The sequence below is a fragment of the Rhizobium sp. CFBP 8762 genome (genome assembly GCF_014841565.1).
Taxonomy (GTDB): Bacteria; Pseudomonadota; Alphaproteobacteria; order Rhizobiales; family Rhizobiaceae; genus CFBP-8762.
On the sequence record NZ_JACYUD010000004.1, the window covers coordinates 19,840 to 40,254 of the forward strand.

A 20,415-nucleotide genomic window follows, 5' to 3' on the forward strand; every position below is an offset into this window, starting at 1 on the left:
AGGGTGAACCATGAAGAATTAAACTGTCATCATTGTGGGGGGCGCCTCTGGCTTGGGGTTAACCACTGCCAAGCTGATGATGTCGCATGGCGCAAGCAGGATCGGGTTGATCGATCGCAATGAGGAGTTGCTCGCCGCAGCGTCGCGCACTCTCGCGGACCTTGGGGCCGAGGTTGCGGTAGCCGTGGCGGATATTTCCCGAGCGGAAACCGCCCATGGCGGCTTTCAACAGATTGCCGAAAAACTGGGCCGGATCCACGTTCTGGTCAACAGCGCAGCCATCTATCCGCGCCGTCCCATTCTGGAGATCACGGACGAGGACTGGGATCTGGAAAATGCTATCAACGTTAAAGGCACCTACCATATGATGGTAGCTGCCGTGAACCATATGCGGCACTATGTCGATCTTGCACGTAATGACAGGCCGAATGTGACGGGGCGTATTGTCAATGTGACGTCCGTCGACGCTTTCAAGGCACACCCGCAAAACGCGCATTACGCGGCGACGAAAGCAGCTGTCGTTAGCCTTACCAAATCCTTTGCTCAGGAAGTGGCCAAGGATCAGATTTTGGTCAATTCCGTTGCGCCCGCCGGTTTTGCAACCGATCGCGCCAAGGAACTGGGCTTTCTGCCGGAACTGGCGAAAGCCAGCGCGCTTGGTCGAGCTGCAGAACCAGTGGAAATGGCAGAATGGATCGTGATGATGGCATCGAGCCGCAACACCTATGCAACAGGTGAAAACGTCGTCGTCAGTGGAGGTTATATCTATGTTTGATACCTACCGCGTTGCTGTGGTTACCGGCGCGACGAGCGGCATCGGAAGGGCAACGGTTGAGGCATTGCGTGAGCGTGGGTTGACTGTATATGCCGTCGGCCGCAACGAAACTGTCCTGCACGAATTGCAGCAGGCAAGTGGCGCGATTTCCATTCGTGCCGATGTGCGTGATGTAGCCGCTATTGCCGGTGCACTTGAGGGTGTGGAGGTGGATGTCCTTGTCAACAACGCCGGAATCTTGTCGACGCGGGCGCCGTTTCAGGACATGGACCCCTCGGAAATCGATAGTATGATCGACATCAATCTGAAGGCGCCCATGCATTTGACCCGCGTGGTGGTGCCCGGCATGGTCGCGCGAAAGCGCGGCCATCTAATTTACATTGGCTCCAGCGGCGGGCAATCTGCCTACCCTAATATGGGTGCCTATGGCGCGTCTAAAGCAGGGCTCAGCTTGTTTTGCGATAACTTGAGATGCGACCTTTTGGGAACCTCAGTTCGGGTCAGCGAGATCGTTCCCGGCCGGGTCGAAACATCGCTTTACCGAACCTCTATACCGGGTGGGCAAGCCAAAGCTTTGTTATACGACGGCTACAGATCGATCCAACCGGAAAACATTGCGAAAATCATTACGGATGTCATCAGCTTACCGGGCTTTGTCGACGTCTCACGACTGGAAGTGTTCCCGACCGACCAGGCAGCCGGTGGTGGTACGATGGTAAAAGCTGACCAGAACTGACGTTCGGTCAAGTCAATCGGTCTTTGAGACGCGGGCATGTCTTGCAGTAGCCCAGGGATGGGATGAGATAACGGATGCAACAGACCCGTCGTTTCCTGACCCGCGCCCCATTCATTTCAGGGTAACGAACTGGCTCAAATAAACGGTTCGTCTCACCATTGGAAAGCTGGCGAGTTCCCAGGAACTTCCGTGCTTGCTCCACGCTGTTTTTTGCAGGGGCAGACGTCTCGCAAAAGCTGACAACGTTCTCGACGATATTGCCTGCATTGCTCCAGAGAACTTTGCGTGAAAGCCCTGAAACACGGGCGATAGCGTCAGTAACCGGGGCGATGTGGGCGTCGATCACACAGGAAAAGCGCTCTTCTGTGGTTTGAGAAGGGCTCGCATACCCGGAATGCGCCAGGCGAAAGGCTTCTGGACGACCAAGCTCGTCGAGTATGATACCGGTGTCATGGAGATCAAGCGGCAGCCGCCAGTCGAGCATCAGCGAGGCTGCGACCGAGGGAATGATCAGTTTTGAAAAATAGATTTTAGACCATTGCGAAGCAACCGCCCGTGGTTCCGGCTGTTGATAACAGGTGGAAAAGCGGTTGAGGATTGTAGACAGACGATCAGGTTGCGTTAAGTCGGAAACTGGCTCGAAACTGCGTGTATAGTCGTTGACGACGAGCGCGGCACCCATAGGGGCAAGATCCCCGTAGAATAATCCTGCCAGTTCCGGGATCATCGCCGCACCATGAGCAATCCGTAGAAGCCTGCACCAATGATCATCGATACAAGCCCGGCCGGCACCTCCCAGGGAAATGCAATGTTGCGTCCGATCCAGTCGGAAAGAATAAGGAGCGTTGCGCCTATCAACGCCGCTCCGGCCAACTGCGTAACCGGTTTTCGCAAGCCGAGCAGGCGGGCAAGGTGCGGTGCAATCAGCCCTGCAAAGCTTAAAGGCCCGACGATCATTGTTGCTGTCCCCGTCAGCCCGGCGGTCATAATCAGCATTGTCAAACGCGCCTTTGCGGGCGGCACCCCGACCGAAATGGCAGCCGAAGCGCCGAGCGGAACGATCGCCAGCCATCGACGCGTCGAAGGCAGGAGTGTCAGAAACACAAGAAGCGCCCCAATGGCGACGACAGCGTCTTTGTCTCGCACCGAATAGGTCGATCCAGACATCCAGCCCAGCACTCGCGTAACGCGGATGTCGCCGAACAGTACCGAGATCGAGATGACCGAGCCGGCCAATGCCGTAACGGCCACGCCATTCAGCAGCAGTTTTTCCGTCATGAAGGCCGAGCGCCTTGCCATTCGTATGGTGAAGGCAAGGAACAATAGACAGCCCAGCGTCGCGAGAAGCATGGTCTGGGTACGCCCGAGGGGCGGCAGCAGAAAGACGACGGGGATCATCAGCAACGCAGCGCCGGATGAAACGCCCAAAAGCTCTGGACTGGCAAGCGGGTTTCCGGTCATCCGCTGCATGAGGCAACCTGCCATCGCCAACATCGCGCCAGCGCTGGCGGCCGCAGCCGTGCGTGCGAGTCGCCATTGCAAAAGCTCTACCCAATTTGTGCCGGTTGCAATGTGCCAGCCGTCAGGAAGCCTGCCGATGCTGATGGCGGCCAGCGAAACGATGGCGAGTGCACATGTTACAGCCAGCAAACCGGTTCGAGGACTGCGCAACGGCACCAGAAGGTGCGGCTGCCGGTGTCCGGCTGGCGTGCTTCTCATCCGATTGAGCAGCCATATCAACATAGGTGCGCCGAGGATCGCGGTTACCGCGCCAGCCGGGATTTCTATGACCCGGCCGAATGCCTGCAGGGCCTGATCGGTGACCAGCAGCAGACCTGCCGAAATCAAGGGTGCCGACAGGAGGCGATCCTTGAACCGTCGCGCGCCACATGCCTGCGACAGTCCGGCGCCTGCCAGACCAACAAAGCCGACCACACCGAGCTCAGCTACGACGAACACGGCTGGAACCACCGCAACAAGCAGAGCGAACGCTCGCAGACGGGCAGGCGAAATCCCCAGCCCACGGGCAGAACCTTCCTCGAGCCCAAGCAGCGTCAAACCCCGGCACAGCCAGAAAGCCGATACCCAGGCAGCGATCAGACATGGCAGCAGCATAAGAGCGATGTGCCAATTGTCCTGCGCCAAAGATCCGGCCTGCCAGGCGAGAAGTTCGCCAAGCTCCTCGAAATGGGCCAGAATCAACATGGTCGTCAGCGCATCCAGGCACAGCGACAGCACCAGTCCGTTGAGGACGAGATACAACGGCGAGAAACTGCGGCGCGCCGACAGGGCAAGGACAAGCGCAATGGCCAATGCGCCACCGAGAAGGGCGGGCAATGTAAAGCCAAATACCAGCGATGCAGGTAGCCAAAGCATGGCAACTGCGACGCCCGCGCGTGCTCCAGAAAAAATGCCAAGCGTGCCGGGTTCGGCCAATGGGTTGCGCATCACCTGCTGCAGGATCGTGCTGCTGAGGCCCAGTATCGATCCGCTGAGGACTGCGACGACAAACCGCGGCATCAGGCTGAAATGAACGGCAACCTCATCGATATTCATCGCATCCGGATCTAACAAAACCTTCCAGTCCGTTGGGGACACGTTCGCAAATCGCAGATTGAGTACAAACAGCGCGCATCCCGCGGCGATGAGCAAAACTGCAAGCAGCAGAGCCCGGTTTCCGGCCGGGCCGCCAGGTCCTGCATCAGACATTCTTCACCCGCGCAAGACCGCTTGCCAGCTGCGTTGCCAATCGTTCGACCGAGCGCACTCCGCCATTGGGGTAGATGACCGGCATCCTGACGACCCGACCCTCACGCACGGCTGGGAAGGCATTCCAGAGCGGGCTGTCCGCCAGACGTTCCAGGGCGCGGTCGGTCTCTGTTCCACGATCGAAATGAATGATGATGGCATCGGGCACGTCCGCCAGACGTCTCAGCGATACCGAGGCCACACCCGATCCGTTAACACGACCGGTAAACGCGTTGCGCAGACCGAGACGCGCGAGGGTATTGCCGATCATGCCGTTGCCGCCAAACACTGCGGCGTTGCGGCCGTCGCGCGTGAACCGACATACATAGACAGGACGGCGCAGGCCGCTCAAAGTTTCACGGGCATTTGCAATTGCCTGCTCGCAGGCCGCTATCGCGGTTTCTGCATTTTTTTGCCTGCCTAGCAGATCTGCAAGCTGCCGCAGCAAGGACTGGACGAAGGCGACTGCGGGCATGTTTTTCGGAAAGACGGCGAGCGGCAGCACGTCGGTAATCCCATTCAAATTGTCGAGACCGCTGGTTTGCCAGTCGGCCATCAATAACAGGTCCGGCTTCAGGATTTGAAGATATTCGAGGCTGGGCTCATTCAATGGCCCGATATCGGCGACCTTGTCTGACAGCACCGGTTCGGCCACCAGCCGCCGGTACAGGGGTATGTTGGCAATGGCGACGGGTTGAATACCGAGAGTCAGGAGCAGTTCGGTCAATAGCAGATCCATGCTCACGATACGCTGCGGTGTCGCCGCCTGGGCAATACCGGGCCACGCAAGCAGAACGGGGGCGGCCAAAGCCGCCCCGATGAACTTTCGCCTGTCGAGAAGTTGCGTTCCTACCATGTGTAGGAGAGCGTCGCAGCCACGGTCAGCGGCTCGCCGTAACGGCATCCATCCGACGATACGCAGGTATAGAACTGCTTGTCGAACAGGTTGCGCGCATTCAGTTTGAGCGTTGCGCCATCAAGTTCGTTTTTGAACTTGCCCAGGTCGAAACTCGCCATCGCGTCGACGAGCACGTAGCCCGGAACGTTGCTGCTGTTGTCGGTCAGATTGGTTTCGCCGACATAGCGGACACCACCGCCGATCTTCACGCCTTCCAGGCCGACATCATCCAGAGCATAATCGGCCCACAGAGAAACATTGTGCCGAGGCACCAGAGAAACCTGCTCACCGATTTCCGCTGCCTTTGCGCTTTCGGTAATTTTTGCATCCGTGTAGGCATAAGCTGCGACCAGACCGAGATTGCCGAATTCGCCGCGTGCTTCAAGCTCGAGGCCGCGCGATTTCACTTTTCCCTGCTGATAGGAAAGTCCGGCAGAATCATACGTGACGACATTGGTCTGGGTCAGATCATAGACGGCAGCGCTGAACAGCATGTTGCTGCCGAGTGGCTGGTAGCGCAGACCCGCTTCGTACTGCACGCCCTCATTGGGTTTCAACGCGGCCTTCGTAACATAATCAACACCTGCCTGCGGCAGGAAAGACTGGCTGGCGCTGAGATATGGCGCAAATCCATTGTCGAACAGATAGACAAGGCCAACGCGTCCGGTCAACGCAGTATCCCTCTGTTGCGTCACGACACCGGTTTGATAACTTTTCGACGAGCTATCGGCCCAGTCGTGCCGACCGCCCAGAAGCATGACCCAGTGATCGTCGAACTTGATCTGATCCTGCAAGTAGATGCCATACTGATCTCCAAGTGCGTCAGCACCGCGATCCACATTGTAGTTTATGGCCGGCGACCCGGTATAAGTGCCGGTACCGAGGTTCAGCAGGCTCGGCGCCGTCCCGCGGAAACGATGGGAATCGTAAGAGCGGCGGTAGTAATCAAATCCGCCAAGGACGGTGTGTTCGGCACCCAGTGCATCAAAGGAATATTTGAGGGAACTGTCCGATGTGACACCATAAGAGGACTCGTTACGCGCGCTACCCAGACGAGCAAGCCTGCCGCCTGTGCTCGACAAAGGCGCGATGTTTCCCATCATGTAGTTCCATTCGAGGTCAGATCGGAAATACCGGTTGCTGTTTGAAAACTTCACGCCGTTGTCGAACTCGTGTTCGAAGATCGTCCCGATCGAGTACATATCGATATTGTATTTATCGAAACTGTCGATGCCGAGAAACGCATCCCTTGGGATATGTCCTGAAATCACATCCGGGTACAGGAGCGGCGTGGCAAACCGGGTATGGATATGCTGATAGCTGGACAATACGGTCAATGAGGTCGCTTCATCCGGCTTCCAGGTCAGGGCCGGTGCGATATATGTCTTGTTGTCAGGTGTGTTGTCGACCCAGTTGTCGGCATTGCGCAAAAGGCCAGTCAGGCGGTATGTCAGCACGCCGTCATCGGTCAAAGGTCCGCCGAAGTCACCGGAAATCTGCTTGCGGTTGTTGCTGCCATAGTCAACATTAAGTTCACGAAGCTCGGTATCGGTCGGGCGTTTCGAGACGCCGTTGACGACGCCACCCGGCGCCAGTTGCCCATAGAGCACGGAGGATGCGCCCCTGAGTACCTCTACCCGCTCCAGGCCATAGGGCTCCTGTCCACCATCATAGACATTGGACTGAAATTTCATGCCGTCGCGCAGCGTACCGGTATTGCCGTTAGCGACATTGAAGCCACGGATGGTGAAATCATCGACGATACGGCTGAAGGTGCCAGACTGCGTCGTCACTCCGGGTGTATAGCTGAGTGTGTCGGCGACCGAGGTCGCTTTTTGATTGCTGATCTGGTCTGCCGTAACAACTGTCACAGATTGCGGTGTTTCGATGAGTGGCGTGTCAGTTTTGGTGGCTGACGAGTTGCTGGAGGCGAGATAGCCCTCGACCGGGCCAAATGCGTTTTGTCCCTGAACGACAATGGGCGCCAGCACACTGGAACCGCCGGAAGATGCAGCCCCGGTTTCACCTGCTGTAGCGCTTGCTATGGTAACGGAGGTCGGACTGGTGAAATAATAAGAAAGGCCGGTGCCTTCAAGAATCTGTCTGATGGCGGCTTCCGTCGAGCGCGCCCCATTCGCGCCAGGTGACGTGCGTCCCCGCGTCACCCCGGCATCATAAAGAACCTGAACACCGCTCGTGATACCGAACCTGGACAGAGCAGTGTCAAGTGCACCGGCAGGCACGGAGAACTGTTGCACCTGCTGCTGAGACCGGCTTGGCCCTGCGGCCATCAACGATGTTGTGATGGTTAAGGCAACCGCCGTACTGACGCTTGAAAGGTGGAACCGCTGCTTATTCGCCGCACCGCTTGTCTGCTTGTTCATCATAGTCCCCAAATATGCTCCCCATGGCACGGTTTTGCCGATACCACTAAAGACAAGAACGAATTGCCGTGCCGAAGCCGAAATCGCTTTTGTGATTTTTTCGAGAAATTTTGCTGACCGGTGGAAATGGTCGTTGGCGCCAAAGCGTTTCCAGTGAAACAAGGGGCGACACGGTATACTTTAGATATATGAGGTAGAGCGCCGTTCTGATTTCAATGGAAACGCAAAATGACAATGCCTGCGGGCAAGCGCGTTGCCGACACGTTGAGTGTCGCCTCCAACTGATCTATGATCTCGTTGGGCCTGGACAGGTGAAAGACCCCGGAAACGCGTCGTTGTCCGAGCGTACTGCTGGCGATAACGACATTGCCACGACGATGGCGATTGATGTCCATCACGACACTGGCAAGGGGCTTGTTCCGAAACACCAGCAGCCCGCGTCTCCACGGGGCCATGTTCTGCGGCTCGTCCTGATCCATATCACCAAGGCCCGTTTCCAGATAGCGCACTGACTGACCAGCCTCCAGCAGCATCTTTCCACGGCATTCGACTTCGATCTGCCCCGACAGGCATTCGACAGACACCTCCTCGGAGCCATGTTCTACAGCAAAACTCGCAGCCTGTGCGGTCGTGATGCCGCTCCGGGCCGTGAGCCGAAACGGGCGCTGGGTATCGGCTTTCACATGAAAGACTGCGGCTCCATCACTGAGGGTCAATGCTCGCATATGCGAGGTGAAGTCCCATGACAGGATTGATCCGCCGTCCATGTCAACGGTCGACCCATCGGCGAGAACGACAGTCTTCTGTTCGCCGCGTGCGGTTGCAAAATCGGCTGCAAGTGCCGAGTAGGATGGCGTTATCCCAAGGAATGATCCCACGAACGCTGTTCCCACGGCGGACGCAGCGATGGCGCCTCCACCGATAAACACACGGCGGGACAGGCCGGTACGTTCTGGATTTTTTTGCGTAAGCGCCGGTCCCATCGTTTTCCAGAGCCGCGCTGCCTCGGCGAAGGCCTGCTCGTGGCCGGGGCTCATGCTACGCCATGCCCGCAGACGCTCCGCGTCATCCGTCGTGGCGTCGCCGGACGTCAGGATCGCAATCCATTCGGCCGCCTCCTGCGTGAGGTTTGAACCGCGTTTCACTTCGTCGTCCATTGGCATAGGTTAAAATCGATCAGGATATCAGTCTGCGACGTTGTTATGTCCTAGTGATAGAACGATTGGCAGTCGGCGTGCCGAAACCTACCGCAAGATTATTTTTCGGGAGTGTCATGTTCGTCGAGGCGTGCGAAGCAATACTCGATCGCTGCTCGAATTTCCAGTTCGATGGTTCGTGTCGACACGCCATGGACCGCTGCAATTTGCCGATGTGGCTTACCCTCGACGCGCACCGCAAAAAGGATTGCTCGCCGCCTTGCAGGCAGCTCGTCCATGATTTTGTACAATCTCGACAGTGTGTCGCGAGATATCAGGACCGCTTCGGGACCGGGCCGGTTATCCTCGACATTCATGATATCGTCGACCTCATGGGAATGAAGGCGGCGGCGCTGAGCTGATCGGCCATGGTCGATTGCAAGATTTCTGACCAGACGACGGAGGTAGGGGATGGGAGCCACAAGCGTCATCGCTTTGCTCTGGGAAAAGCGGATCCACGCTTCCTGCGCCAGATCCTCACCATCTTCAGCGGATCCGGCGCATCTGGACAAATAGCGGGATATTCCTGCGCGTTCACGCATGAAAATTGCTGCCATTTTGTTATCGTGGCTTGGCATTGGTCGCGGCCCCGGCCGATATGATCGCTATCCGGTGACTGGATCAGCATCCTGAGTTCGTTGAGACCTGCATAGCGACGAGCCGGGGAAGAATCAATAGTGGAGAGTTCCAATCATCTTATGGCGTCGCGGAATTCCCTTCCAGCTTGTGAAAGCAGACTGGGTACGAGCCACTACGTCAGCCGTTTTCAGCACGGCGTCTGCCGGGGCAACGTTGAAATTAAGGGGCTAAGATTGCTTCGCAAGCGCCGCTTCCTTTCCGAATTCACGTCAATCGCTTTCCCGTAGCTTTATCGAAGAGATGCAATTTGGACACATCAGGCGCTATCGCAATAGGATCACCGCTATGGATATCCACACGATCCCTGACGGTGACGATCAGTTGCTGTGGGCCGACCTTGGTTGTCACTTGAGTTTCAGCACCGGTCGGCTCAATCAGCACAACTTGCGTTGAGACGCTTCCCTGCCCGATTGTAATGTGTTCAGGTCGAATTCCATACACCACCTTCGCGCCATGGGTAACTGTTGCCTCAGGCGGCAACGGTAATTCGAAACCACCTTCGGCAATAAACGTCAGTGGTCCCGTTGTGCAAATTTCTCCCCGGATAAGATTCATACCCGGCGACCCAATGAAGCTCGCGACAAACAGGTTCGCAGGGCGGTCATAAAGATCGAGTGGAGCACCGATCTGTTCGACAAACCCATCCCGCATCACAACGATCTTATCGGCCATGGTCATGGCCTCGACCTGATCATGGGTTACGTAGATGGTCGTCGTTTTCAAACGCTGATGAAGCTGTTTGATTTCGGAGCGCATCTGCACGCGCAACTGTGCATCCAGATTGGACAGGGGCTCATCGAACAGAAAGACCTGCGGGTTTCTGACGATTGCACGTCCCATCGCGACACGCTGGCGCTGCCCGCCAGACAGGTTGCGGGGATAGCGTTGCAGCAGATGCTCCAGCCCCAGAATTTGGGCGGCTTCGCGTACACGGCGGGTGATCTCCTCCTTTGACGCTTTAGCCAGCTTGAGTGAAAACCCCATATTCGCTTCAACGGTCAGGTGCGGATAGAGCGCGTAGGACTGGAACACCATCGCAATGTCGCGCTCTTTTGGCGGAACGTTGTTCACGAGCCTGCTACCAATCGAAATTCCGCCTGCGGAAATATCTTCCAGACCAGCGATCATGCGCAAGAGCGTTGATTTACCACAGCCGGAGGGACCGACAAGGATGACAAATTCGCCGTCCTGTATGTCGATGTCAACGCCATGCAAAACTTCGAAGTTGCCATAGCTCTTGCGGGCATTGGTTACGCTGACTGATGCCATAATTGTCTCCGGCTGTAAAATAACGTTTGTTCTACGGGCTTGCCGTAGTGGTGCGATGACGGCGGACTTCGCTCCACCGTTACGAAGCACTGGCATCAGGCCAGCTTCACAACCTTCGTCAGATGGCGGGGCGTAACCGTATCGATGCCGCGCAACTGGGCGGCGCGCTCTCCCAGAAGCTGCAAAGCCGGCAGAACCACAAGACCCGCAAGCGAAAGATCAAATTCGGCGGAAACCTCCGCATCCCCCGGCCCACCGATCCCGATGACGACCGCGCCTTTTGCTTTCAACTCATCAACCAGCGTCGTTTCAGCGGGTTTTTGATCCGATGAATACAGCATGATCACAGCTGTCTGCTCATCCACGAGGCTGATTGGCCCGTGCCGATACTCCAGCGGATGGAACGCCTGAGTGATGATCTGACTCATTTCCATCAGTTTCAGCGCACCCTCCAATGCAATTCCGAACAACGGTCCACCGCCCAGAAAAACGAAGTGGGAGCGCTCGGCGATGATTTCGGGAAGCGCTGCATCAAGGGTTTCCATCATATGGCGCGCGGTGGCAATAGCCGACGCCGGAATGTCCCGGCCAATGGCCTGAAGGCCCAACAGCACAATCAGACTGGCCGAAACCGTCATGACAATGCCTTCATCCCTATGGGTTTCAGCGGTAATCAGCCGATCGCAATTCTTGGCAAGTGCACTCTCCGGCTCCACGGTTATGGCGGTCACGTGCGCCCCGGCGGCGCGGCTTGCCTTGGCGGCTGCAACGGTTTCGGAGGTTTCACCACTGCGTGACAGGGCAAACACATGGGCGGTTTTCCAATCCGGTGAGAAAGCCTGCGGCCGGTTCTGCCATTCGGCACCGGGCACAGCGATGGCCTTGCGTCCGGCCATGTTGGCATAGGCTGCAAGCGACAGGGCCAGATTGTAGGACGTACCGCACCCGACAAACACCAGCAGGGCTGCATCGTCTACAGCCGGATTGCTGCCGATGGCTTTTTCCCAATAGGGAAATTGCTCGAAAATAACCTTTTCGGTCGTATTCATGAAGTCTCCAATTATTTGACCGAACCAGCCAGCAGGCCGCTGACGAGATACCGGTTGAGGAAAATGACGACGAGTGCGGGGATAATGATCGCGATGGAACCGCTGGCGGTGATCAAGCCGTAATCGACGAAGTTTTTGGTTACGAATTCCGGGATAAGGACCGTCAGGGGCTTGGTTGCCTGCGGTGAAAAGATCAGCGGAACGAGATATTGGCCCCAGGCACCCAGAAAGGTCAGAATAGCTGCCGCCGTCAATCCGGGTCCGGCCAGTTGAAGCACGATGTTGAAGAAAATGTAAAGCCGACCTGCGCCGTCAAGTTGGGCGGCTTCTTCAAGTGCTATCGGCAAGGCTTCAAACACACTGCGCAGCAACCAAAGCGACAGCGGCAAAAACGCCGAAACGTAGATAAGCGCCACCCCGACATAGGTATCGACGAGGTGAAGGTTGATCATGATCTGATAGAGTGGGATCAGCACGGCATAAGCCGGAATAGCCAGTGTGGCGACAACCAGGACAAACAGCACTTTGCGACCGGGAAACTCAAGCCGGGTGAACGCGTAGGCTCCGAGCGCCGAAATGGCAACACACAGGAACGTGGCGGCGACCGACGTGACCACGCTGTTGACCAGCGCCGCGCGGAATTGTTTGAAAACCTCAACCCCGCCGATCCTTGCAATGTTGATGCCAAGCAGCCGTGCGTAGTGATCGAACGTCAGATGCTGGGGAAAGAAATGAATAGGGCGAACCGAGAAATCGTCGGTCGGTGTGAAGGAACTGGCAATCGTCCAGTAGATCGGCCCCAGAGACCATATCAACAGCACGGCAATGCCGACCCAAATCATAAGACGGTAAAGGTATGTGGGTTTCATCAGTCAAACCGTGTGTTGCGATAAACGCGCAGGACGTAAACCAGCGAGATCAACAGGGACACCAGCGTGATAACCACCGACAGTGCCATGCCATAGGAGAAGCGAAGGTTCTGGAAGGTTTCGAGGTAGATTTGCACCAGCACCGGACGTGTCTCCAGACTGGAGCCTGCCAAGACCCATGCTTCGTCAAACAGATTGAACGCGTTGACCGTCGCATTGGTCATGGCAACGGCGATGGCACTGCGCACCAGCGGAAGGGTGACAAGGCCGAACATTTGAATGCGGGTTGCACCGTCAATGCGGGCCGCTTCATAGAGATGCGCCGGTATGCTTTGCATGGCCGCCAGAACAATGACGATGGTCAAGGGCATCATGCGCCAGACATGCACAACCGTGACCGCGATAATGGCGCTCGTGCGATCATTGAACCAGACGTGGTTTTCAAACGGCAGGCCGAATGCAGACAGGATACCATTGAGAAGACCCGCGCCCGGCTGGTAGATCCACAACCAGATCACGGAGTTGACGACGCCGGGCAGCGCCCAGGGAAGGATGACCGCCGCCAGCACCCATTGCCGCCCCACCTTGATCTGGTTGATCAAGGCAGCAGCAAGAACGCCAAATACGGTTCCAAAGACAACAGCCAGAACCACATAGATCAGCGTGTTGATCCATGTTGTACCCAGTTGCGCATCGGACAGCATCCGGCTGTAGTTTTCCAGACCGACAAACGGCCTGCCCGCCTGCATGGGGTTAACCCTGTGCAAACTGTCCCACACGGTTCTACTCATCGGGTAGAAAACCAGTGCCGCCATCGTCAGGACAATCGGCGACACCAGAAGCGCACCAAGCACGGCATCGGGGCCGAAGCCCCTGCTCCCTCTGATTGCGGCAGCGTCGGGCGCTGACACCGTCATTGCGACTTGGCCTGTTCAGCGGCTGCGGCAATGGCTGCCATGGCCTCGTCCACAGTCAACTGGCCCTTGGCCGCGCTGTTGATCGCTGTGTTGACGCCACTGGAAAACTGCGGATACCAGGGCGGCGTACCCTGTGGAAAGAGCGCTTCAACCGTCTTGGATTGCGCAACCAGCGCATCGCCGCTGTTGAGCTTTCCGGTCTCGTTCAGCTCTGACAGTGCAGAGGTACGGGTCGGCAGAAAGCCGTTTACCGCGTTTTTCTTTTGATGGTCCTTGCTCGTAAACCATTTGACGAAGGCAATCGCCGCCTCCTGATTTTGCGAAACCTTGGGAATGGCCAGGGCTTCCGGCAGACCGAAGCTACGTGTTTCGCCACTGAGCGTCGGCACAAGAATCGCTTCCGCCTGCCCTGCGACCTTCGATTGTTTCGGGTCGTTCATCTGACCAAGACGGCCCGGCTCGCCGGAAATCATGATGCTGGTAATGCCTTGGGCAAACATGCTTTCGTTGATCTGGGTATCTTTCAGCCCGGTGGAGGCCGGATCGACCAAACCTTCCTTTAGCAGCATTAGTTCGAAAGCGAGCGCCTTGTAGCCAGCAGAATCCGGCGACGTGAACAGCGGGTTGAAATCCTTGTCGAACAGCTCTCCGCCAAAAGCCTTTGTCAGCAGGTACCAGCTTGTGGACGCGCCTTCCGTTGCCGACAGCGGCAGGCCAATCGGGTACTCGACGATTCCCTTTTGCTTGATTGTCTTGGCCGCCGTCACCAGCGCATCCAGTGTTTTTGGCGCTTCGGTAATGCCCGCATCAGCAAAATGCTTTTTGTTGATCAACATCACCCGGAAGTCGTTGGTGTAGGGAATTCCGAGCAGAGTTCCATCAACGGTAAAGATCTTGGCAACGGCAATGTCGCTGATCGTATCGGCGTCGATCACATCATTCAGCGGCAAAAACCAGCCGGCAGCGTTGAACTGGCCAGTCCATGACCAATCCAGTTCCGTCACATCGGCTGGCGCGGTGCCAGCCACGAGAGCGGTGACAAGCTTGGGGCGGATATCGTCCCAGGACAGCGTTTGCAAATCGACGTGAATGCCCGTTTCCGCCTCAAAATCTGCGGCAATATCAGACCCCTGTGGCGATGGCATCAGCACGGTAATCGACTGGCCAGCCAGCGGCTTGGATTCGTCGGCAAAAGCAGGCATGGCAATGGCCAAAGCTGCGGAAGCAAGTAGTGGCAAAATAAACTTATGCATGTTCCCGTCCTTGTTTGTTCTTGATGCGCAGTTTACTCGGTAACGCCAACCCCCTCGGCGGTGGACGCGATTTGCTCGAACCAGCTTTCATCCAGCAGCCAGCCGAGACGTTGGGCAGCCGCCATAAGCGCGCCGCCAATGGGTGGAAGTTTCGGTGCGACCGCAGCCGCGCCGATCTTGTGTTCCAGCGTTTTCAGCAGAATTTGGCTGGTAAATGTGCCGCCCGCATAGGTCCAGTCCACGGTCTGACCCAGCGCTCCCTTGACGGCCTGATAATGCTTGGCAAGCTCATTGGCCGCCTGCTCAATCAATTCGATTGCGCCCGCGTCACCTTGTGCAGCAACCCTGTCCACAAGAATGGACAGCGCTGCGATCTGCGCGCGCGGGTTCTTCAGGGTCGAGGCCCAGTTGCCAAGTCCGTCCATGGGATTTGCGCGCTCGATGCCAAGGTGATCGAACACAGCATCGGCCAGTGCCGTTGCAGGTGCGCGTCCATCAAGGCTCTGACTGATCAGGTTCAACGCCTTTTGGCCCAGCCAATGACTGCTGCCTTCGTCGCCGATGCGTTCCCCCCATCCGCCAGAGCGGGCCGTGCGGCCATCACTGCCGGTTGCCCACGCCATCGACCCGGTTCCGGATAAGATCAGGATGCCCGGCTTGCCGCCAAACGCTCCGATGTGTGCGCCCTCCACATCGTTCAGCACCCGTTGCGGCACGCTCGGAAAGGCGCTCTCAATGGCCTCTGTTTGCAACGCGGAAAGATGTGTGACCTCGCCAAACGCCGGGAGAGCTGCCCCGACAGCCACCAGCCCGCCCAACTGCTGGAACGGGAGAATATGGCGCTCCAACTCCTGCCGCCAGTTTGGGTTGTCCATAGGGTTGACCCCGCCCCCGCGCGACGTGCGCAGAATGCGACCGCTTCTGTCTGCCAGCGCAACCAGCACCTTGCTTCCGCCGCCATCAATACCCAGGATCAGATCATTACCCATGGCTTGACCCCAGCTCGGCGATGGTCATTTCCACGTTGAAGCCGGCAAGTTCATCGCGCCAGTGGCGCGACAATGCCGAATCCGTAATGACCTTAGCCGTATTGAGTGGCGCGACCTTATAGGTTGCCATTGTTCCGAATTTGGATGAGTCAGCCAGCACAAAGCGATTGGCCGAGCGCGTCAACATGCGCCGGTTAAGGCTGGCTTCGGCGCTATCCACGCTGTAGATTTCACCGGCGGGGCTTATGGCGCTGGCACCCAGAAACAACTGATCGAACCACATGGAATCCAGCATGGCTTCGGCTTGCGGGCCTACGAGAGACGCGTTTTCACTGCGCAACTGGCCGCCAATGAGCGTGACATCCAGGTTTGCTATATTCAGAAACTCTTGCGCTACCGTCAGGCCGTTGGTAAATATTCTGAGCGGCATGGGGCTGATGCGGATAAGCCGGGCCAGTTGCAGGACCGTTGTTCCCGCATCCAGAAACACAGCGCTGCGTGGATGCAAAAGCTCATAAGCGGCCGTGGCGATTGCGCGCTTAGCGGAAAGATGGCGTTTCTCACGCTCCTGAAACGCAAGCTCGACCGAGGATCCCTCGGCAATGCGCGCTCCTCCGTGCACACGATCAATCGCGCCCTCCTGCTCCAGAATTTGCAGGTCTCTGCGAACGGTGGCAAGCGACGCACCCACCGCATCGGCCAGCGCTTGAATGGTTGAAAAGCCATTGGCGTACAAATGACTGCGAATGGCATCCAGACGATCCACCTTCACGCCAACACCCTGATTCACAAGAAGGCTCCCCAGCTCATTCTGCAATATCGATCATATTTCCATCCAGTAAAATCATTGTCAATCAGTTTTGTGACGCTTTGTGATTTATTAGACGAAAAAACGCCGCCTCTCGGCGGCGCTCCTCAGTCCCTTTTGGCACACGGATTAATGGTAGGCGGGCAGAAGATCACCATGGGCTTCGATGAGGTCATCCACCAGATGCCAGATCTGGTCTGGCGAGAGTTCGGCTGCTGTGTGCGGGTCCAGCAGTGCCGCCTGGTAGATGCGTTCGCGCTTCTTCGTCAACGCGGCCTCGACGGTCAGGTGCTGGACGGAAATGCTGAGGTTCATGACGGCAGCCAGTTGGGTCGGCACCCGTCCGATGCGCATCGGTTGCACGCCGTTTCGGTCGACATGACAGGGCACTTCGACGATACATTCATCCGGTAAGTTTTCGATCAAACCATTGTTTGGCACATTGCCGTAGACAAGAGCAGGCGTGCCGCTCACCGCTGCGTGGATGATGCCTGCGGCATATTCCTGACTGCGGCAAACCTCTATCGGCTTGTCCCCTTCAAGGTCTTTGCGCAGCACATTCCACTCACCGATCTGGGTCTCGCACCGGCTGATGTATTCGTCCAACGGAATATTGAACTGCTCGACCAGATCAGGCCGGTCTCGTTTGATGTACCATGAGGTATATTCGGAAAAATGCTCGCTGGATTCAGTCACGAAATGGCCAAGCCGCTTCAGCACATCGAACCGCACACGGTCATCGGCGGGTATTTTGCCAGCCGCCAGAGCTTTCAGCTTCGGGTAAAGGTCCTCCCGCCGCCCGTCGGCATGTATCTTTTCGTATTTAAGAAAAAACGCGACGTGATTGATACCGGCTGAGACGTAGTTCACGTTCGCTACGTTCTCACCCAAACATTCCGCCAGATGCGCCGCCGTATGCTGCACGCTGTGGCACAGTCCAACCGTCTGTATCTCAGGCGCAAGGTCCTTGATCGCCCAACAATTGATCGCCATGGGATTGACGTATTGCATCAGGAGGGCTTTGGGACACACATCCTGCATATCGCGGCAGATTGCCTCCAGAACCGGTATAGTCCGAAGCCCCCGGAATATTCCGCCAATGCCGAGAGTATCGGCGATTGTCTGGCGTAGACCATATTTTTTGGGAATGGCAAAATCCGTGACGGTTGCCGGTTTATAACCGCCCACCTGCATCATCAGAATGACGAAATCGGCACCTTGCAGTGCCTTGCGTCGCTCCAGCGTCGCTTCCACCGTCACGTTGGACAGGTGGAGCGATGCGCAAATCCGGCGGGTTACAATTTCAGATGTCTTCAGCCGTTCCGGGTCAATATCGAACAAGCTGATGACATAACCATCGCCATTTTGTGAATACAACACGTCTCCGAGAATGTTTTGAGCAAAAACGGTGCTGCCGGCACCGATCAGACAAATCTTTGGCATTGCAATCTCCCTATCGTTCGTGCTTCATCGTGCTCGTCACAAACAAGACTTTCCTCCGAAAATCGCTTTAATTATTCCGGGATTCGACCCTCGCATGAAAAATCACGAGGAATCTAACAAATGGGCAGCGTCCAACGGACGCTTCCTGATTGAGCGACACATCGCCGATACGATGACGACGGCACACTGGCACGATCATATCGAAATCAATCTTCTGCTGTCGGGACAGATGACCTATCTGTTCAACGGAAAGCAGGAAAAAGTCGCTTCGGGGCGGCTCGTCCTGTTCTGGGCGGCCATTCCCCATCAAACCATTGCGGTGAGCGCCGATGCGCCGCTCGTGTGCATCTATATACCTCTAGCTGATTTTCTGGCCATGACCACGGACAAGGATGAGAGACAGGCCATTCTTCAGGGACGATTTATCACGCAACACACCGAGGAACCCACCGACGCTATTCTCATGAGCCGGTGGGAACAGGAATGGCGTTCGGGTACACCCGCACGGCGCATACTGGTTGAAGACGAAACCAAACTCCGGGTTCGCCGATTGATACTGGACAGCGCTGAGATGACAAATCCTGCGATAGACACATCACCCACGCCATTTGCCGCCCCATCGGTTCGGCACGTGGAACTGCTCACGGATCTCATCAACAGACATTATGCTGACGCCGTTAGCGTACCGGAGCTTGCGCGGCTGGCAGGCATGCACGCCAGTACGGCCAACAAGGCCTTCCGCGATGTGCTCGGGATATCCGTCAACGAGTATGTTCTAAGATACAGGCTCGCCCGTGCCATGCAGCGACTGACCGATACGAACGACTCTGTGTTGCAAATTGCTTTCGACTGCGGCTTTGGTTCCAGCAGCCGGTTCTACGATATCTTCAGGGAAAGGACCGGAGTAACGCCAAGGCGGTTCCGGGAGTCTATCAAAGGCTAAACAGCGCGAAGCCTCGCCATCCCCATGAAGGGTCACCGTCAACTCAAGTGGCATTTTCTACAAATTCAGTAGAATTTAGGAGGTGAATTCTGTCGTGCGGATGATCGCTCGTCTAATTTCCTGCCGAACAGCACAATGAGCAGGACCAATGGCAGTCGCATCCGCTTTACACCTCAATGTCTTTCTACAGACGACCGGGCACCATGAGGCATCTTGGTTGCATGCAGGTGCGCAGCCGGAGCGTACGACCGAGATTGGTTACTACAGGGACATTGCGACACTTGCGGAGCGGGGCTGCTTCGATAGTCTCTTTCTGGCGGACCAATTGGCAATCGGGCGCAGCGTCCGCCATGTCGCACAGGGCAAACTGGAGCCTCTGACGTTATTGGCGGCATTGTCCGGGGCCACCGAGCGCATCGGGCTGATTGCGACCGCCTCCACCACCTACAATGAGCCCTACAACCTTGCACGACAGTTTGCCTCGCTCGACCATATCAGCGGCGGGCGCGTCGGGTGGAATATCGTCACGTCATGGTCGGCGGAGGCTGCAGGTAATTTCGGTTTCAACGAACTGGCTTCGCATGAAAATCGCTATCAGCGTGCTACCGAGTTTGTGGAGGTTGTCGCCAAACTCTGGGACAGTTGGGAGGACGATGCCCGCGTTTACGACCGCGAAACCGGAACCTATGCCGATACGGCACGGATTCATCCGATTGACCATGACGGCAATCATTTTCAAGTGCGTGGGCCGCTCGATCAACCGCGCTCGCCGCAGGGGCATCCGCTGCTTGTTCAGGCGGGTTCATCCGAAAGCGGGCGCAGTTTTGCTGCCCGTTATGCAGAAGCCATTTTCACCGCTCAGCAGGATCTGGCCGATGCAAAAGTGTTTTATGATGATGTGAAGAGCCGCGCGCGCGCCTTTGGCCGAGATTCTTCGGCCATTAAAGTGTTGCCGGGATTATCGCCAATTCTCGGGTCAACAAAAGCGGAAGCGCAGGCTCATGAGCAGGCGTTGAATGATCTGACGCTGCCTGCGACGGGTCTCAAACATCTGTCCCAGCGTTTCGATGGATTTGACTTCTCGGTATTCGATCTGGACAAACCCATTCCGATTGACGCGTTTCCAGTTCCCGATACCGTTCAAGGCGCACAGAGCCGCGCTGGCGTCATTCTGGACATCGTCAAACGAGAGAAGCCCACGTTGCGGCAGTTGCTGCACCGTCTTGCCGGTGCGCGAGGCCACAAGGTGCTGGCTGGCACACCAAAATCCATTGCGGACCATATCCAGCACTGGTTTGAGCAGGGAGCCGCAGATGGCTTCAACATCATGCCCGCGATCTTCCCGTCCGGGCTTGCTGACTTCGTTGATGAGGTCGTGCCGATCCTGCAGCAGCGCGGACTGTTTCGATCTACCTATGCGGGCCGTACCCTTCGCGATCACTTTGGCTTGCCGCGACCGGCCAGCCGCTACGCACGGTCTGCATGATGCAGCACGTGCG

18 protein-coding genes are annotated in these 20,415 nt (G+C 56.8%); 4 read left to right on the forward strand and 14 right to left on the reverse strand.

What is annotated here, in order from left to right:
- Window positions 1-28: 28 nt before the first annotated feature.
- On the forward strand, window positions 29-775 hold the full coding sequence (locus tag IFT84_RS10690; RefSeq protein ID WP_342212867.1) for an SDR family NAD(P)-dependent oxidoreductase: 747 nt from the start codon (window positions 29-31) through the stop codon (window positions 773-775).
- A complete protein-coding gene (locus IFT84_RS10695; RefSeq protein ID WP_192119193.1) occupies window positions 768-1,511 on the forward strand; it encodes an SDR family oxidoreductase in 744 nt (247 codons plus the stop codon). Before IFT84_RS10690 ends, IFT84_RS10695 begins: the two co-directional genes overlap by 8 nt.
- Before the next feature lie 7 nt (window positions 1,512-1,518).
- Here IFT84_RS10695 and fhuF read toward each other — a convergent pair whose 3' ends face one another.
- The 14 genes from fhuF to melA form a co-directional block, all read right to left on the reverse strand.
- A complete protein-coding gene (gene fhuF, locus IFT84_RS10700) occupies window positions 1,519-2,238 on the reverse strand; it encodes a siderophore-iron reductase FhuF (RefSeq protein WP_192119196.1) in 720 nt (239 codons plus the stop codon).
- Window positions 2,235-4,220 carry a Fe(3+)-hydroxamate ABC transporter permease FhuB gene (gene fhuB, locus IFT84_RS10705; RefSeq protein ID WP_192119197.1) on the reverse strand — a complete coding sequence of 662 codons (1,986 nt, stop codon included), beginning with the start codon at window positions 4,218-4,220 and terminating at the stop codon, window positions 2,235-2,237. Before fhuB ends, fhuF begins: the two co-directional genes overlap by 4 nt.
- Window positions 4,213-5,115 carry an ABC transporter substrate-binding protein gene (locus IFT84_RS10710; protein ID WP_192119199.1) on the reverse strand — a complete coding sequence of 301 codons (903 nt, stop codon included), beginning with the start codon at window positions 5,113-5,115 and terminating at the stop codon, window positions 4,213-4,215. Before IFT84_RS10710 ends, fhuB begins: the two co-directional genes overlap by 8 nt.
- Window positions 5,109-7,541 (reverse strand): TonB-dependent siderophore receptor, encoded by a 2,433-nt coding sequence (locus tag IFT84_RS10715; RefSeq protein WP_192119201.1) that lies wholly within the window; start codon window positions 7,539-7,541, stop codon window positions 5,109-5,111. The genes IFT84_RS10710 and IFT84_RS10715 overlap by 7 nt, the downstream gene beginning before the upstream one ends.
- Before the next feature lie 212 nt (window positions 7,542-7,753).
- The gene (locus tag IFT84_RS10720; protein WP_342212862.1) at window positions 7,754-8,686 is read right to left on the reverse strand and encodes a FecR family protein; all 933 of its coding nucleotides are present in this window, start codon (window positions 8,684-8,686) and stop codon (window positions 7,754-7,756) included.
- 110 nt (window positions 8,687-8,796) lie between these two features.
- Window positions 8,797-9,294 (reverse strand): sigma-70 family RNA polymerase sigma factor, encoded by a 498-nt coding sequence (locus IFT84_RS10725; protein WP_192119203.1) that lies wholly within the window; start codon window positions 9,292-9,294, stop codon window positions 8,797-8,799.
- A 286-nt stretch (window positions 9,295-9,580) separates the two neighbouring features.
- Window positions 9,581-10,645 carry an ABC transporter ATP-binding protein gene (locus IFT84_RS10730; protein WP_192119205.1) on the reverse strand — a complete coding sequence of 355 codons (1,065 nt, stop codon included), beginning with the start codon at window positions 10,643-10,645 and terminating at the stop codon, window positions 9,581-9,583.
- Between the two features lie 95 nt (window positions 10,646-10,740).
- Window positions 10,741-11,694: an SIS domain-containing protein gene (locus IFT84_RS10735; RefSeq protein ID WP_192119207.1), complete on the reverse strand. Its 954-nt coding sequence runs from the start codon at window positions 11,692-11,694 to the stop codon at window positions 10,741-10,743.
- 11 nt (window positions 11,695-11,705) lie between these two features.
- Window positions 11,706-12,563, reverse strand: a complete 858-nt coding sequence (locus tag IFT84_RS10740) for a carbohydrate ABC transporter permease (protein WP_192119209.1) — start codon at window positions 12,561-12,563, stop codon at window positions 11,706-11,708.
- Window positions 12,563-13,480, reverse strand: coding sequence for a carbohydrate ABC transporter permease (locus tag IFT84_RS10745; RefSeq protein WP_192119211.1), 918 nt, complete (start codon window positions 13,478-13,480; stop codon window positions 12,563-12,565). The genes IFT84_RS10740 and IFT84_RS10745 overlap by 1 nt, the downstream gene beginning before the upstream one ends.
- On the reverse strand, window positions 13,477-14,733 hold the full coding sequence (locus IFT84_RS10750; RefSeq protein WP_192119213.1) for an ABC transporter substrate-binding protein: 1,257 nt from the start codon (window positions 14,731-14,733) through the stop codon (window positions 13,477-13,479). The genes IFT84_RS10745 and IFT84_RS10750 overlap by 4 nt, the downstream gene beginning before the upstream one ends.
- A gap of 32 nt (window positions 14,734-14,765) precedes the next feature.
- Window positions 14,766-15,722: an N-acetylglucosamine kinase gene (locus IFT84_RS10755; protein WP_192119215.1), complete on the reverse strand. Its 957-nt coding sequence runs from the start codon at window positions 15,720-15,722 to the stop codon at window positions 14,766-14,768.
- A complete protein-coding gene (locus IFT84_RS10760; protein WP_192119217.1) occupies window positions 15,715-16,512 on the reverse strand; it encodes a DeoR family transcriptional regulator in 798 nt (265 codons plus the stop codon). Before IFT84_RS10760 ends, IFT84_RS10755 begins: the two co-directional genes overlap by 8 nt.
- A 147-nt stretch (window positions 16,513-16,659) precedes the next feature.
- The gene (gene melA, locus IFT84_RS10765) at window positions 16,660-17,973 is read right to left on the reverse strand and encodes an alpha-glucosidase/alpha-galactosidase (protein ID WP_192119219.1); all 1,314 of its coding nucleotides are present in this window, start codon (window positions 17,971-17,973) and stop codon (window positions 16,660-16,662) included.
- A 94-nt stretch (window positions 17,974-18,067) separates the two neighbouring features.
- On the opposite strand from melA, the gene IFT84_RS10770 reads away from it, so the two are divergent.
- A complete protein-coding gene (locus IFT84_RS10770) occupies window positions 18,068-18,916 on the forward strand; it encodes a helix-turn-helix domain-containing protein (RefSeq protein ID WP_192119222.1) in 849 nt (282 codons plus the stop codon).
- A gap of 148 nt (window positions 18,917-19,064) precedes the next feature.
- On the forward strand, window positions 19,065-20,402 hold the full coding sequence (locus tag IFT84_RS10775) for an LLM class flavin-dependent oxidoreductase (RefSeq protein ID WP_192119224.1): 1,338 nt from the start codon (window positions 19,065-19,067) through the stop codon (window positions 20,400-20,402).
- Window positions 20,403-20,415: the final 13 nt, after the last annotated feature.